The organism is Streptomyces sp. NPDC002671, assembly GCF_053592475.1.
Genome location: NZ_JBSFVU010000036.1, coordinates 25374 through 39738 on the forward strand (window position 1 = coordinate 25374; position 14365 = coordinate 39738).

The following is a 14365-nucleotide window of genomic DNA, read 5'->3' on the forward strand; positions in this document are numbered from 1 at the left end:
GCCGGGAGCCCGCGCACCCGGCGCTCGATCTCGTCCCGGACCGGCCGGACCGGAGCGCGGCAGCCGCCAGCCGCCAGCCGCCAGCCGCCAGCCGCGCCAGGGCGCCCACCGTCTGCCGGGAGACGGAGGGCGCCCTGGGCACGGCCGTGGTTCAGCGGTCGGTGGCCCGGAAGCGGCGCAGGCGCAGGCTGTTGCCGACGACGAAGACCGAGGAGAAGGCCATCGCGGCGCCCGCGATCATCGGGTTGAGCAGTCCGGCCGCGGCCAGCGGCAGCGCGGCGATGTTGTAGACGAAGGCCCAGAACAGGTTGGAGCGGATGGTGCCGAGGGTCTTGCGGGCGAGCCGGATGGCGTCGGCCGCGACCCTCAGGTCCCCGCGGACCAGGGTCAGGTCGCCGGCCTCGATCGCGGCGTCCGTGCCGGTGCCCATCGCCAGGCCCAGGTCGGCCTGGGCGAGGGCCGCGGCGTCGTTCACGCCGTCGCCGACCATGGCGACCGAACGCCCCTCGCCCTGAAGGCGCTTGACGACGTCGACCTTGTCCTGCGGCAGGACCTCGGCGATCACGTGCTCGGGGGCGATGCCCACCTCGGCGGCGACGGCCTCGGCGACCGCCCGGTTGTCTCCGGTCAGCAGCATCGGGGTCAGGCCGAGGGCGCGCAGCCGGCGGATGGCCTCGGGGCTGGTCTCCTTGATGGCGTCGGCGACTTCGAGGACCGCGCGGGCCTCGCCGTCCCAGGCGACCGCGATGGCCGTACGGCCGGCGGCTTCGGCGGCGGACTTCGCCCGCTTGAGGTCGTCCGGCAGGGACATCGCCCAGTCTGCGAGCAGCTGCTCGCGTCCGACGAGGACCGCGTGTCCGTCGACGATGCCCTGGACACCGAGGCCGGGGATGCTGGCGAAGTCCTCGGGGGCGGGCAGGGTGCCGACGCGGGCGGCGGCTCCGGTGGCGACGGCCTGGGCGATGGGGTGCTCGGAGGAGTGCTCCAGGGCGCCGGCCAGGCGCAGGACGTCCCTCTCCGCGGTGCCCTCGGCGGTGTGCACGGCCAGCAGGGTCATCTTGCCGGTGGTGACGGTGCCGGTCTTGTCCAGGACGATGGTGTCGGCCTTGCGCGTGCTCTCCAGCACCTCGGGGCCCTTGATGAGGATGCCGAGCTGGGCGCCGCGCCCGGTGCCGACCATCAGCGCGGTCGGCGTGGCGAGGCCCAGGGCGCAGGGGCAGGCGATGATCAGGACGGCGACCGCGGCGGTGAAGGCGGCGGTCAGGCCGGCGCCGTTGCCGAGCCAGAAGCCGAGGGTGGCGATCGCCAGGGCGATCACGACGGGGACGAAGACCGCGGAGATCCTGTCGGCGAGCCGCTGGGCGGCGGCCTTGCCGTTCTGGGCGTCCTCCACCATCTTCGCCATGCGGGCGAGCTGGGTGTCGGCGCCGACCCGGGTGGCCTCCACGACCAGCCGGCCGCCGGCGTTCAGGGTGGCACCGGTGACCGGGTCGCCGACGCTCACCTCGACGGGCACGGACTCACCGGTGAGCATGGAGGCGTCCACGGCCGAGGAGCCCTCGACGACCGTGCCGTCGGTGGCGATCTTCTCACCGGGACGGACGAGGAAGCGGTCGCCGACCTTCAACTCCGCGACGGGCACGAGTTCTTCGCGGTCGCCGCGCAGTACGGTGACCTCCTTGGCGCCCAGTTCCAGCAGGGCCTTGAGCGCCGCGCCGGCCCTTCGCTTGGAGCGGGCTTCGAAGTACCGGCCGGCCAGGATGAAGGCGGTCACTCCGGCCGCGGCCTCCAGGTAGATGTTCCCGGCGCCGTCGCTGCGGGCGATGGTCAGCTCGAAGGAGTGCGTCATGCCGGGCATGCCGGCCGTCCCGAAGAACAGCGCCCACAGCGACCACAGGAACGCGGCCGACGTACCGACCGAGATCAGCGTGTCCATGGTGGCGGCGCCGTGCCGGGCGTTGGTCCAGGCGGCCTTGTGGAAGGGCCAGGCGGCGTACGTCACCACGGGCGCCGCCAGCGTCAGCGACAGCCACTGCCAGTACTCGAACTGCAGCGCCGGGACCATCGCCATCGCGATCACCGGCACGGCGAGCACCACCGCCGTGATCAGCCGCTCCCGCAGGGGCCGCAGCTCGTCGGCCTCCGTCGCGGCGGAACCGCCGCCGGACTCCGCCTCGGTGCGGGCGGCGGGCTGGGGCTCGCGGGCGGTGTAGCCGGTGGCCTCGACGGTCGCGATCAGGTCGGCGACGGCTATGTCCTCGCGGAAGGTGACCTTGGCCTTCTCGGTGGCGTAGTTGACGGTGGCCTCGACGCCGTCCATGCGGTTGAGCTTCTTCTCGATGCGGGCGGCGCAGGAGGCGCAGGTCATGCCGCCGATGGCGAGTTCGACCTCGGCGGCACCGGGTGTCGTGGTGGTGGTCATGTCTGCTCCTCGCGTCGGTCTCGGACCGGACGGACTCGAATACCCATGGGGGGTATCCGGCGAACGACTCCATGTATACCCCCCAGCCGTATGCGGCGCAAGGGAATCGCAGGCTTGACTTAATACCCCCTAGGGGTATGTTGAAGTGCGTCGAGCCGCCAGCGGACGGCCGAGAGGCCAAGAGTCGAGGAGTGCCCCATGAACACCGGACTGCGGATCGCCGTCTTCACCGCCGCGCTCGCCGCCACCTTCGGCACCGCCTACGGCGTGGGCAACGGCGTCGGCGAGATCAGCCCCCAGACCAAGCACGCGGCACATGGGAAGCACGCAAGCGCCACGCACGGTGAACACGGTGAGCACGGTGAACACGGTGAACACGGCGGAGGCCACACCTCAGCCGCGCTCCCCGGAGGCCTCCAGATCTCCGACGGCGGCTACACCCTCGCCCTGAAGACCCCCACCCTCAAGCCGGGCAAGAACACCGACCTGCGTTTCACGATCACCCAGGACTCCACCGGCCGCGCGCTCACCGCCTACCAGCGCGAGCACACCAAGGAACTGCACCTGATCGTCGCCTCACGCGACCTGACCTTCTACCGCCACCTGCACCCCACCCGCGCCGCCGACGGCACCTGGTCCACCCCCGTGAACCTCCCCAGGGCCGGCACCTACCGCGTCTTCACCGACTTCGCCCCTCGCGGCGGCGAAGGCCTCACCCTCGGCGCCGACCTCACCGCAGCGGGCACCTACACCCCCGCCCAGCTCCCCACGGCCAAGACTACGGCCGAGGTGGACGGATACGCGGTCACCCTCCGCGGACACCTCACCACCGCCCAGGCCGGCCGGCTGACCCTGACCGTGACCCGCAACGGCAACCCCGTCCGCGACCTCCAGCCCTACCTCGGCGCCTACGGCCACCTCGTCGCCCTGCGCGCCGGAGACCTCGCCTACCTCCACGTCCACCCGACCGGCGAACCCGGCGACGGCACCACCACCCCCGGCCCGGACATCACCTTCACCACCACCGCACCCAGCACCGGGACCTACCGGCTCTTCCTCGACTTCAAGCACGCCGGCAAGGTCCACACCGCAGCCTTCACGGTCCAGACGAGCGAGCCGGCCCCGCACGGTAGTTGAGAGCCGGGGCGGTCTGCCTACAGGCCCACGTCGCGGCTGCGCAGGTCCTCCAGGGACTCCCGGCGGATCAGCAGGCGTGCCGTGCCGTCGCGTACGGCGACGACCGGGGGGCGGCCGAGCATGTTGTAGGCGGAGGCCATGGAGAGGTGGTAGGCGCCGGCGACGGGGACGGCGAGCAGGTCGCCCGGGTGTACGTCGGCGGGGAGCGCCACGTCCGCCGCGAGGACGTCGCCCGCCGCGCAGTGCCGGCCCACCACGGTCACCCGGGCCGGGGCCGCACCGGAGTGCCGGCCGACCAGGAGGGGGGCGTACCGGACGCCGTACAGGGCCGGGCGCGGATTGTCGCTCATGCCGCCGTCCACGGCCACGAACACGCGCTCGCCGCTGTGTTTCACGGAGAGGACGCGGTACAGGGCGATGCCCGCGGGCCCCGCGATCGCCCGGCCCGGCTCGATGATCAGGCGGGGCACGGGGATCCCGGCCGCGACGCACGCCTCGGCGAGTTCCAGGCGCACCCTGCGGGCCAACTCGGTGAGGTCGAGGGCCGGTTCGCCGGGGCGGTAGGCGATGCCGTGGCCACCGCCGAGGTCGAGCTCGGGCAGGACCAGGCCGTGCTGCTCGTGGAGCCGGGCCATCAGGCCCACCAAACGGCGTATGGCGCCGAGGTACGGCTTGACACTGCTGATCTGGGATCCCAAGTGGCAGTGCAGACCCATGAGTTGGAGTTGCGGCTGGTCGAGTATGCGGGCGATGGCGTGCTGGGCGTAGCCGTCGGAGATCGTCAGGCCGAACTTCTGGTCGTCGGTGCCGGTGCGGATCTTCTCGTGGCCGCCCGCGCTGATGCCGGGGACGACCCGGACCATCACCTTCTGGTGCCCGTCGGGTCCGACGGCGGCGGCCAGCCGGGCGATCTCCGAGGGGCTGTCGATGACGATGCGGCCGACGCCGAGGCGCAGCGCGGTGTCCAGGTCGCGCGGGGACTTGGCGTTGCCGTGCAGCACGATCCGCTCGGGCGGGAAGCCGGTGGTGACGGCCAGTTCGAGTTCGCCGGCGGAGCAGACGTCGAGGCCTAGGCCTTCCTCGTCCATCCAGTGGGCCATGGCCCGGCACAGGAACGCCTTGGCGGCGTACAGGACTTCGGCGTCCGGGAAGGCGTCCCGGTAGGTGCGGCAGCGGTCGCGGACCTCGGCCTCGTCCAGGACGTAGACGGGGGTGCCGAAGCGGTCGGCGACCTCGGCGAGCGATACGCCGCCCACGGCGAGGTCGCCCCGCAGGGGCACGGTGGTGGAGGCGGGCCACACCGACAGCTCGCCGGACGCGGTGAAGGCGGTGGTTTCGTGAACCGTGGTCATCGTGGCTGCCTCTCTCAGGCGGTCCGCAGTACAGGGATTTCAGGCGTGACCGGCGTGATCGGCGTGGGCGCCGGGGCGGTGAACTGCGGGTCCACCGTGACGGCGGTGACGCCGAGCGGGGCGGTCAGCGCGCGCAGCGCGGGCTCGGCGAGCCGGATCCACTGCTGGCCTCGGCCGAGTACGGCGGTCAGCGCGCGCTCGGAGGTGAATCCGACGGCCGTGCGCTCGCCGAGCGGTGTGCGGAAGAGCCGGGCCGCACACCCGGAGGGGCCCGGCCGGACCGGGACGTACAGGGGTCCGGCCGGGAACGGATCAGAGGGCTCGGGGTCGTCGCCGTACAGGAGTTCTGTCATGGGAATGCCTTCCAAGAGGCCTGAGGTCCTGAGGTCCAGAAGTCCGGAAGTCCGGAAGTCCGGAAGTCCGGAAGTCCGGAAGGCCCCGGACGCGGGGAGGCAGACCGGGGCTCGCTTCGACGCTATCCCCGCCGCCCCCGGTTCCCGGCCGGGCCCTGACGAGACGCTGACGGCGATCCGTACGACCTTGACGGGACGCTGACGGGGTCGGTGACGGGGTCCACAGGGGCTGTCAGAAGGGCGCCAAGAACTGCCGTACGGGCTGTTCAAAAGCCGGGCGGCGGAGGTGAGATGGAAGCCGTAGCGAGAGAAATCGCCGGCCGGGAGACCCCGGGCTGGGAGCCGCCCGAGGGGGATCTGGCCGCGCGCCGGTTCCCGGCCTCGTCCTACCTGGCCGAGGCGTGGCAGCGGCAGGCCCAGGAGAAGCTGGTCACCGTTCTCGGCGAGGTGTTCGGCAGTGACGGGCCGAACCTCGCCATGCGGGCCCTGGTGGCCCGGAGTGCTCCCGGACGGGCCCTGGTGGAGATCGCCGACGGCGAGGGGGACGTGCTGGTCGTCGGTGCCGGGCAGCGGGGGCGGCTGCGCCGCGCACTGCGGCCCTCGGTGAGCCGGTACTGCCTCGCCCACGCCGCCTGCCCCGTCCTGGCGGTGCCGCCCTCACCGCTGGAGGCCGAACTCAGGGCCGTGCACCGCCGCAATGTGCTGGGGCTGCGGCTGGACACCCGCCGGATCCGCGAGGAGTTCGAAGCGGTCCCGCCGACGGCGTAAGCCCCGACTCGGCCCACCGCGCCTCAGCCCGGGACCACGACAGGCCCGCCTCCGGACCACGGCCGGCCCACCCCGAGCCCACCAACCGCCCCGGCGCTCACTAGGCTCACCCCGCCGCCCCCGGTGCTCAGTTCGCCACCCCCGACGAGGAGAGGTCCGGCCGGCCCGGGGCGGGGGTGCGTTGCGGGGCCGTCGGGACGCTGAGGACCATGGTGAGGCCGCCGCCGGGTGTGTCCTCGGCGTGCAGGGTGCCCCGCATGGCCTCCGCGAAGCCGCGGGCGACCGCGAGGCCGAGGCCCACGCCGGCGCCGCGCGGCGAGTCGCCGTACCGCTGGAAGGGCTCGAAGATGCGGTCCTTGGCCTCGTCGGGGACGCCCGGCCCGCGGTCCACCACCCGGACTTCCACGCGGTCCGCTATCGCGCTTGCCGACACCAGCACGGTGGTGCCGGCCGGGCTGTACTTGACCGCGTTCTCCACGACGTTGGCGACCGAGCGTTCCAGCAGGCCCCGGTCCACGGCGACCATCGGCAGGGTCTCCGGGACGTCGAGGTCCACGCTGTCCTCCGGTACGCCCCCGAGTGCCATCGGGATCACCTCGTCGAGGTCGGTCTCGCGGATGATCGGGGTGACGGTGCCGGTCTGGAGGCGGGACATGTCGAGCAGGTTGCCCACCAGGTGGTCGAGCCGGTCGGCGCCGTCCTCGATGGCTGCCAGGAACTCCGCCTGGTCCTCCTCGGACCAGGCGACGTCGTCGGAGCGCAACGAGGTCACCGCGGCCTTGATGCCGGCGAGCGGGGTGCGCAGGTCGTGGCTGACGGCGGCGAGGAGGGCGGTGCGGATGCGGTTGCCCTCGGCCAGTTCCTTGGCCTCGTCCGCCTTCTGCTGCAGGCGCCGGCGGTCCAGGACGACGGCGGCCTGGGCCGCGAAGGCGGCGAGCACCCGGCGGTCCTCGGCGGGCAGCACCCGGCCCGACAGGGCGAGGGAGAGGCGGTCGCCGACCGGCACCTCGACGTCCGCGTCCTCGGGCGCGGCGCAGGGGCGGGGGCCGACGCTGCCCGCGCAGGTCCAGGGCGCGACGTCGCTCTCGCGCTCCAGCAGGGCCGCCGACTCCATGCCGAAGGTCTCCCGGACCCGCTCCAGCAGCGCCTCCAGGCTGGTCTCGCCGCGCAGCACGTTGCCCGCGAGGAAGGAGAGGATCTCCGACTCGGCGCGCAGCCGGGCCGCCTGATGGGTACGACGGGCCGCCAGACCGACCACGGAGGCGACCGACACGGCGACCCCGAAGAAGATTGCTATGGCGACGATGTTCCGGGGGTCGGCGATGGTCAGCCGGTGGATGGGAGGGGTGAAGTACCAGTTCAGCAGCAGGGACCCGAAGGCCGCCGAGGCCAGCGCGGGCAGCAGGCCGCCGAGCAGCGCCGCGGCCACCGTCAGCGCCAGGTACAGCAGCATGTCGTTGGCGAGGCCGACGTCCGGGAACATGCTGTTCAGCAGCCAGGTCAGCAGGGCGGGCCCGGCGAGGCCGGCGAGCCAGCCCCAGACGATCCGGGACCGGTTGAGCCGCGTGCCCCGGGCCACGGGCAGCCCGCGGCCCTTGCCCGCCTCGTCGTGCGTGATGAGGTGGACGTCGAGGTCGGGGCCCGAGTCCCGGGCGACCGTGGCACCGACGCCGGGCCCGAAGACGTACTGCCAGTCCTTGCGGCGGGAGACGCCGAGGACGATCTGGGTGGCGTTGACGCCGCGCGAGAAGTCCAGCAGCGCGGCCGGTATGTCGTCGCCGACGACGTGGTGGAAGGTGCCGCCCAGGTCCTCCACGAGGGTGCGCTGGACGGCGAGTTCCTTAGGGGAGGCGGCGGTCAGGCCGTCGCTGCGGGAGATGTAGACGGCCATGACCTCGCCGCCGGCGCCCTTCTCCGCCAGGCGGGCGGCGCGGCGGATCAGCGTCCGGCCCTCCGGACCGCCGGTCAGGCCGACCACGATCCGCTCGCGCGAACCCCAGATGGCCGAGACGCGGTGCTCGGTGCGGTACTCCTGGAGGTAGGCGTCGACCCGGTCGGCCACCCACAGCAGCGCCAGCTCCCGCAGGGCGGTGAGGTTGCCGGGCCGGAAGTAGTTGGACAGGGCCGCGTCCACCTTGTCCGGCTTGTAGATGTTGCCGTGCGCCATGCGGCGGCGCAGCGCCTGCGGCGACATGTCGACCAGTTCGATCTGGTCGGCGCGGCGGACGACCTCGTCGGGCACGGTCTCGCGCTGCCGCACCCCGGTGATCGACTCCACGACGTCGCCCAGCGACTCCAGGTGCTGGATGTTGACCGTCGAGATCACGTCGATCCCGGCGGCCAGCAGCTCCTCGACGTCCTGCCAGCGCTTGGTGTTGCGGGAGCCTGGGACGTTGGTGTGCGCCAGCTCGTCGACGAGGGCCACCTGGGGGCGCCGGGCGAGCACCGCGTCGACGTCCATCTCGGTGAACGTGCTCTCCCGGTACGCCAGTTCCGCGCGCGGCACCTGCTCCAGGCCGTGCAGCATCACCTCGGTGCGCGGCCGGCGGTGGTGCTCCACGAAGGCCACGACACAGTCGGTGCCCCGCTCCACCCGGCGGTGCGCCTCGGAGAGCATGGCGTAGGTCTTGCCGACGCCGGGTGCCGCGCCGAGGTAGATCCGGAGCTTGCCGCGTGCCATGTTCATCCTTCGAAGCGGTAGCCCATGCCGGGCTCGGTGATGAGGTAGCGGGGATGTGAGGGGTCCGTCTCCAATTTGCGGCGGAGCTGCGCCATGTAAACCCGAAGGTAGTTGGACTTGTTGCTCTGGGAGACGCCCCACACCTCGTGGAGCAGGTGTTTCTGGGTGATCAGGCGGCCGGGGTTGGTCACGAGGATCTCCAGCAGGTGCCATTCGGTCGGGGTCAGGCGGACGTCCCGCCCGGCCCGTACGACCTTCTTGGCGAGCAGGTCGATGGCGAAGTCGTCCGTCTTCACGAGGGTCGTCTCGGGCGCGAGCGGGGTGGCCTCGGTGCGGCGGACGGCCGCGCGCAGCCGGGCGAGCAGTTCGTCCATGCTGAACGGCTTGGTGACGTAGTCGTCGGCGCCGGCGTCGAGCGCGGCCACCTTCTCGTCGGACGACTGGCGGGCGGACAGGACCAGCACCGGGACACGGGTCCAGCCGCGCAGTGCCTTGATGACGTCGACGCCGTCCATGTCGGGCAGGCCCAGGTCGAGCATCACCACGTCGGGCTGGCGGGCGGCGGCCAGGCGGAGCGCGGTGGCCCCGTCGGGCGCCGCGTCGACGCCGTACCGACGGGCCTGCAGGTTGATCACGAGGGCCCGTACGAGCTGCGGGTCGTCCTCCACCACGAGCACCCTGGTCATGGGTGTGTGCCTTTCCTGTCGTACGGCGGACCATCGGGGGGGCTGGGGAGTGAGGCAACGGATGTCATGACTGCGGGAGCCGGCGGTCCGGGATGGTTCCCGGACCGCCGGCTCCCGCGTGTGTCGCGTAACCCCATCAATGCTTCGCCACGAGGTCCTTGAGCGCGATGTTGAGCTCCAGGACGTTCACGCGGGGCTCGCCGATGAAGCCGAGGGTGCGGCCGGACGTGTGGTCCTTGACCAGCTTCTCCACCTGCGCGACCGACAGGCCGTTCTTGGCGGCGACCCGGTGGGCCTGGAGGTCGGCGTACTCCGTGGAGATGTCCGGGTCCAAGCCGGAGCCGGAGGAGGTCACCGCGTCGGCGGGTACGTCCGCGAGCTTGACCGTGTAGCCGGGGACGGAGTTGTCCTTGACCACGGCGGCCTGGGCGGCGACGACCTGGGCGCAGAGCGTGCCGTCCTCGGGCTTGTCGGGGCACTTGCCCTTCACCGCGCCGCTGTCGGCGGCGAGGTTGGTGGCGCCGGACAGGAGCAGCTTGTACTGCGTGTTCACGCTGTTGCTGCCGAGCCCGTTGGCCGGGCGACCCTGGAACCACTTCAGGTCCGCGTCCGGAGTGTCCTGGCCCTTCTTCAGCGGCAGGTTGTACGACTGCCCGATCAGGGAGGAGCCGACGACCTTGCCGTCCGACTTGATCTCCGAGCCGTTCGCCTTGTCGTGGAACAGTGCCTGGGCCACGCCCGTGACGACCAGCGGGTAGATGACGCCCGTCACCAGGGTCAGTACGAGCAGTGCCCGCAGGCCCGCTCCCAGCAACCGGGCTGTGTTCATAAAGGAGTTGTTCATGTCCTTCACCCGATCCCGGGGATCAGAGAGATGAGCAGGTCGATGATCTTGATGCCGATGAACGGGGCGATCAGGCCGCCGATGCCGTAGATCCCGAGGTTGCGGCGCAGCATCTTGTCCGCGCTCATCGGCCGGTACTGCACGCCCTTCAGGGACAGCGGCACCAGCGCGATGATGATCAGCGCGTTGAAGATGACGGCCGACAGGATCGCGGAGTCGGGCGAGGACAGCTGCATGATGTTCAGCTTGTCCAGGCCCGGGTAGACCGCCGCGAACAGCGCCGGGATGATCGCGAAGTACTTCGCGACGTCGTTGGCGATGGAGAACGTGGTCAGCGCACCACGGGTGATCAGCAGCTGCTTGCCGATCTCCACGATCTCGATGAGCTTGGTCGGGTTGGAGTCGAGGTCGACCATGTTGCCGGCCTCCTTGGCGGCCGACGTACCGGTGTTCATCGCCACGCCGACGTCCGCCTGCGCGAGCGCGGGCGCGTCGTTCGTGCCGTCACCGGTCATGGCGACCAGCTTGCCGCCCGCCTGCTCCCGCTTGATGAGGGCCATCTTGTCCTCGGGAGTGGCCTCGGCGAGGAAGTCGTCGACGCCCGCCTCCTCGGCGATCGCCTTGGCGGTCAGCGGGTTGTCACCCGTGATCATGACCGTCTTGATGCCCATGCGGCGCAGTTCCTCGAACCGCTCCCGCATGCCGTCCTTGACGACGTCCTTGAGGTAGATGACGCCCAGGACGCGGGCGCCCTTGTCGTCCTTGACCGCGACCAGCAGCGGGGTGCCGCCGGCCTCGGAGATGCGGTTGGCGACGGTGTCGGCGTCCTTGGCGACCGTGCCGCCCTGCTCCTCCACCCAGGCGACGACCGAGGCGGTGGCGCCCTTGCGGACCTCACGGCCGTCGACGTCCACACCCGACATACGGGTCTGGGCGGTGAAGGCGATCCACTCGGCGTGCGCCAGCTCGCCCTGGTGGCGCTCGCGCAGCCCGTACTTCTCCTTGGCCAGGACGACGATCGAGCGGCCCTCGGGGGTCTCGTCGGCCAGCGAGGACAGCTGGGCGGCGTCCGCGACCTCGGCCTCGGTGGTGCCCTTGACCGGGACGAACTCGGCGGCCTGTCGGTTGCCGAGGGTGATGGTGCCGGTCTTGTCGAGCAGCAGCGTGGAGACGTCACCGGCGGCCTCGACCGCACGCCCGGACATGGCGAGCACGTTGCGTTGCACCAGGCGGTCCATGCCCGCGATGCCAATCGCGGAGAGCAGGGCGCCGATGGTGGTCGGGATGAGGCAGACCAGCAGGGCGACCAGCACGATCACGGTCAGGTGCGTGCCGGCGTAGTCCGCGAACGGCGGCAGCGTGGCCACCGCCAGCAGGAAGACGATCGTCAGCGACGCGAGCAGGATGTTCAGCGCGATCTCGTTCGGCGTCTTCTGCCGGGCCGCGCCCTCGACCAGGTTGATCATCCGGTCGATGAAGGTCTCGCCGGGCTTCGTCGTGATCTTGATGACGATGCGGTCGGAGAGGACCTTCGTACCGCCGGTGACCGCGCTGCGGTCGCCGCCGGACTCGCGGATGACCGGAGCCGACTCACCGGTGATCGCCGACTCGTCGACCGAGGCGACACCCTCGATGACGTCACCGTCACCGGGGATGATGTCGCCGGCCTCGCAGACCACCAGGTCACCGATGGTCAGCGCGGTGCCGGGCACCTGCTCCTCGGAGCCGTCCTTCAGCAGGCGCCGCGCCACGGTGTCGGTCTTGGCCTTGCGCAGGGTGTCCGCCTGGGCCTTGCCGCGGCCCTCGGCGACCGCCTCCGCGAGGTTCGCGAAGATCACGGTCAGCCACAGCCACGCACTGATCGTCCAGCCGAACCAGTCGCCCGGGTCCTTGAAGGAGAAGACGGTGGTCAGGACGGAGCCGATCCACACGACGAACATCACGGGGGACTTGACCATCACCCGCGGGTCGAGCTTGCGGAAGGCGTCCGGCAGGGACTTGACCAGCGCCTTGGGGTCGAAGAGGCCCGCGCCGACACGGCTTTCGGCCGGCTTGTGCCCGGTGGGGACGTCGCTGTGCGGCGCCCGGGTCGGAGTGGCTGTGGACATGGAGTCCTCTGACTTCTCTATACGGGTGGTCATCACGCAAGCCCTTCGGCGAGCGGACCCAGCGCCAGCGCCGGGAAGTACGTGAGACCGGTGATGATCAGGATCGCGCCCACCAGCAGGCCGGTGAACAGCGGCTTCTCGGTGCGCAGGGTGCCCGCCGTGACCGGCACCGGCTTCTGCTCGGCGAGCGAGCCGGCCAGCGCCAGGACGAACACCATCGGCAGGAAGCGGCCGAAGAGCATCGCGAGTCCGGTCATGGTGTTGTACCAGTCGGTGTTCGCGTTCAGGCCGGCGAAGGCCGAGCCGTTGTTGTTCGACGCCGACGTGAAGGCGTACAGGACTTCGGAGAAGCCGTGCGCCCCGGAGTTCAGCATCGAGTTCGGCGGGGTCGGCAGCGCCATGGAGGCGGCGGTGAAGACCAGCACCAGCGCCGGGGTGATCAGGATGTAGCAGGCCGCGAGCTTCATCTCTCGGGCGCCGATCTTCTTGCCCAGGTACTCGGGCGTACGGCCGACCATCAGACCGGCGATGAACACCGCGATGACCGCCATGATCAGCATGCCGTAGAGGCCGGAGCCGGTACCACCGGGCGCGATCTCGCCCAGCATCATGCTGAGCATGGTGATCCCGCCGCCGAGGCCGGTGAAGGAGGAGTGGAAGGAGTCCACCGCACCGGTCGAGGTGAGCGTGGTCGACACCGCGAAGATCGACGACGAGCCGACGCCGAAGCGGACCTCCTTGCCCTCCATCGCGCCGCCCGCGGCCTGGAGCGCCGGGCCGTGGTGGGCGAACTCGGTCCACATCATCAGCGCGGTGAAGCCGAGCCAGATGGTGAACATCGCGGCGAGGATCGCATAACCCTGCTTCACGTTCCCGACCATCACACCGAAGGTGCGGGTCAGCGAGAACGGGATCACCAGGATCAGGAAGATCTCGAAGAGGTTCGTGAACGGGGTCGGGTTCTCGAAGGGATGGGCGCTGTTGGCGTTGAAGTAGCCACCGCCGTTGGTGCCCACCTCCTTGATCGCCTCCTGCGAGGCCACCGCGCCACCGTTCCACTGCTGCGAGCCGCCCATGAACTGACCGACCTCGTGGATGCCGGAGAAGTTCTGGATGACACCGCAGGCGACCAGGATCACCGCGGCGACGGCTGCGAGCGGCACCAGGATCCGAAACGTGCCGCGCACCAGGTCGGACCAGAAGTTGCCCAGCTCACCGGTGCGCGAGCGCGCGAAGCCGCGCACCAGTGCCACCGCGACGGCGATACCGACGGCCGCGGAGACGAAGTTCTGCACGGCCAGACCGGCGGTCTGCACGACGTGACCCATGGTCTGCTCGCCGTAGTACGACTGCCAGTTCGTGTTGGTCACGAAGGAGACGGCCGTGTTGAACGACTGCGCCGGGTTGACCGCGTCGAAGCCCATCGAGCCGGGCAGGACGCCCTGGAGCCGCTGGAGCAGGTAGAGGAAGAGGACGCTGACGGCCGAGAAGGCGAGGACACCGCGCAGGTACGCGGGCCAGGTCATCTCGACGTCGGGGTTGGCACCGATGGCCTTGTAGGCCCACTTCTCGACGCGCAGGTGCTTGTCGGAGGAGTAGACCTTGGCCATGTAGTTGCCAAGGGGGACGTAGGCGAGCGCCAGTGCGCCTATGAGGGCGACGAGCTGGAGCACGCCGGCAAGTTCGGGACCCATGTCTGTTCTCAGAACCTCTCCGGGAAGATCAGGGCGAGGACGAGATAGCCCAGCAGGGCGACGGCCACGACCAGGCCGACTACGTTTTCGGCGGTCACAGCTTCGTCACCCCCTTGGCGACGAGGGCCACCAGCGCGAAACCCGCGAGCACGGTGACGACGAAGGCCAGATCGGCCATCGTGAACTCCTGGAGAGGTTCGGGGGCGAAACTAGGACGGTTAGAGGAAAGCGTCTCCTTGGCCGGATCCGGTCGCCCGTTGACGACCCTCTTACGGCCCGCATGACGGCTTTGACGGGACTCTTACGGCGACCGCTCGATAC

General features: G+C 70.9%; 11 protein-coding genes. 2 read left to right on the forward strand and 9 right to left on the reverse strand.

Going from position 1 to position 14365, the window contains the following annotated elements:
* Nucleotides 1-151: 151 nt before the first annotated feature.
* Nucleotides 152-2422 carry a heavy metal translocating P-type ATPase gene (locus tag ACWD35_RS37030; protein WP_451355760.1) on the reverse strand — a complete coding sequence of 757 codons (2271 nt, stop codon included), beginning with the start codon at nucleotides 2420-2422 and terminating at the stop codon, nucleotides 152-154.
* Nucleotides 2423-2620: 198 nt separating this feature from the next.
* Between ACWD35_RS37030 and ACWD35_RS37035 the strand changes: the two genes are divergently transcribed.
* On the forward strand, nucleotides 2621-3559 hold the full coding sequence (locus ACWD35_RS37035) for a hypothetical protein (RefSeq protein ID WP_451355761.1): 939 nt from the start codon (nucleotides 2621-2623) through the stop codon (nucleotides 3557-3559).
* Nucleotides 3560-3576: 17 nt separating this feature from the next.
* On the opposite strand, the gene lysA is transcribed toward ACWD35_RS37035, so the two are convergent.
* Nucleotides 3577-4911 carry a diaminopimelate decarboxylase gene (lysA, locus tag ACWD35_RS37040; RefSeq protein WP_451355762.1) on the reverse strand — a complete coding sequence of 445 codons (1335 nt, stop codon included), beginning with the start codon at nucleotides 4909-4911 and terminating at the stop codon, nucleotides 3577-3579.
* 14 nt (nucleotides 4912-4925) lie between these two features.
* Nucleotides 4926-5264 carry an SAV_915 family protein gene (locus ACWD35_RS37045; protein WP_451355763.1) on the reverse strand — a complete coding sequence of 113 codons (339 nt, stop codon included), beginning with the start codon at nucleotides 5262-5264 and terminating at the stop codon, nucleotides 4926-4928.
* Nucleotides 5265-5555: 291 nt separating this feature from the next.
* Between ACWD35_RS37045 and ACWD35_RS37050 the strand changes: the two genes are divergently transcribed.
* Nucleotides 5556-6032, forward strand: coding sequence for a universal stress protein (locus ACWD35_RS37050; RefSeq protein WP_451355764.1), 477 nt, complete (start codon nucleotides 5556-5558; stop codon nucleotides 6030-6032).
* Between the two features lie 127 nt (nucleotides 6033-6159).
* Here ACWD35_RS37050 and ACWD35_RS37055 read toward each other — a convergent pair whose 3' ends face one another.
* The 6 genes from ACWD35_RS37055 to kdpF all read right to left on the reverse strand — a co-directional run bounded on the left by ACWD35_RS37055 (nucleotide 6160) and on the right by kdpF (nucleotide 14142).
* On the reverse strand, nucleotides 6160-8712 hold the full coding sequence (locus tag ACWD35_RS37055; RefSeq protein ID WP_451355765.1) for an ATP-binding protein: 2553 nt from the start codon (nucleotides 8710-8712) through the stop codon (nucleotides 6160-6162).
* Between the two features lie 2 nt (nucleotides 8713-8714).
* The gene (locus ACWD35_RS37060) at nucleotides 8715-9398 is read right to left on the reverse strand and encodes a response regulator (protein WP_451355766.1); all 684 of its coding nucleotides are present in this window, start codon (nucleotides 9396-9398) and stop codon (nucleotides 8715-8717) included.
* A gap of 136 nt (nucleotides 9399-9534) precedes the next feature.
* On the reverse strand, nucleotides 9535-10242 hold the full coding sequence (locus ACWD35_RS37065; RefSeq protein ID WP_451355767.1) for a potassium-transporting ATPase subunit C: 708 nt from the start codon (nucleotides 10240-10242) through the stop codon (nucleotides 9535-9537).
* Between the two features lie 5 nt (nucleotides 10243-10247).
* A complete protein-coding gene (gene kdpB / locus ACWD35_RS37070; RefSeq protein WP_451355768.1) occupies nucleotides 10248-12350 on the reverse strand; it encodes a potassium-transporting ATPase subunit KdpB in 2103 nt (700 codons plus the stop codon).
* 32 nt (nucleotides 12351-12382) lie between these two features.
* Entirely contained in the window at nucleotides 12383-14044 is a 1662-nt protein-coding gene (kdpA, locus tag ACWD35_RS37075; RefSeq protein ID WP_451355769.1) for a potassium-transporting ATPase subunit KdpA, read from the reverse strand.
* Nucleotides 14045-14052: 8 nt separating this feature from the next.
* Nucleotides 14053-14142 carry a K(+)-transporting ATPase subunit F gene (gene kdpF / locus ACWD35_RS37080; protein ID WP_009326374.1) on the reverse strand — a complete coding sequence of 30 codons (90 nt, stop codon included), beginning with the start codon at nucleotides 14140-14142 and terminating at the stop codon, nucleotides 14053-14055.
* Nucleotides 14143-14365: the final 223 nt, after the last annotated feature.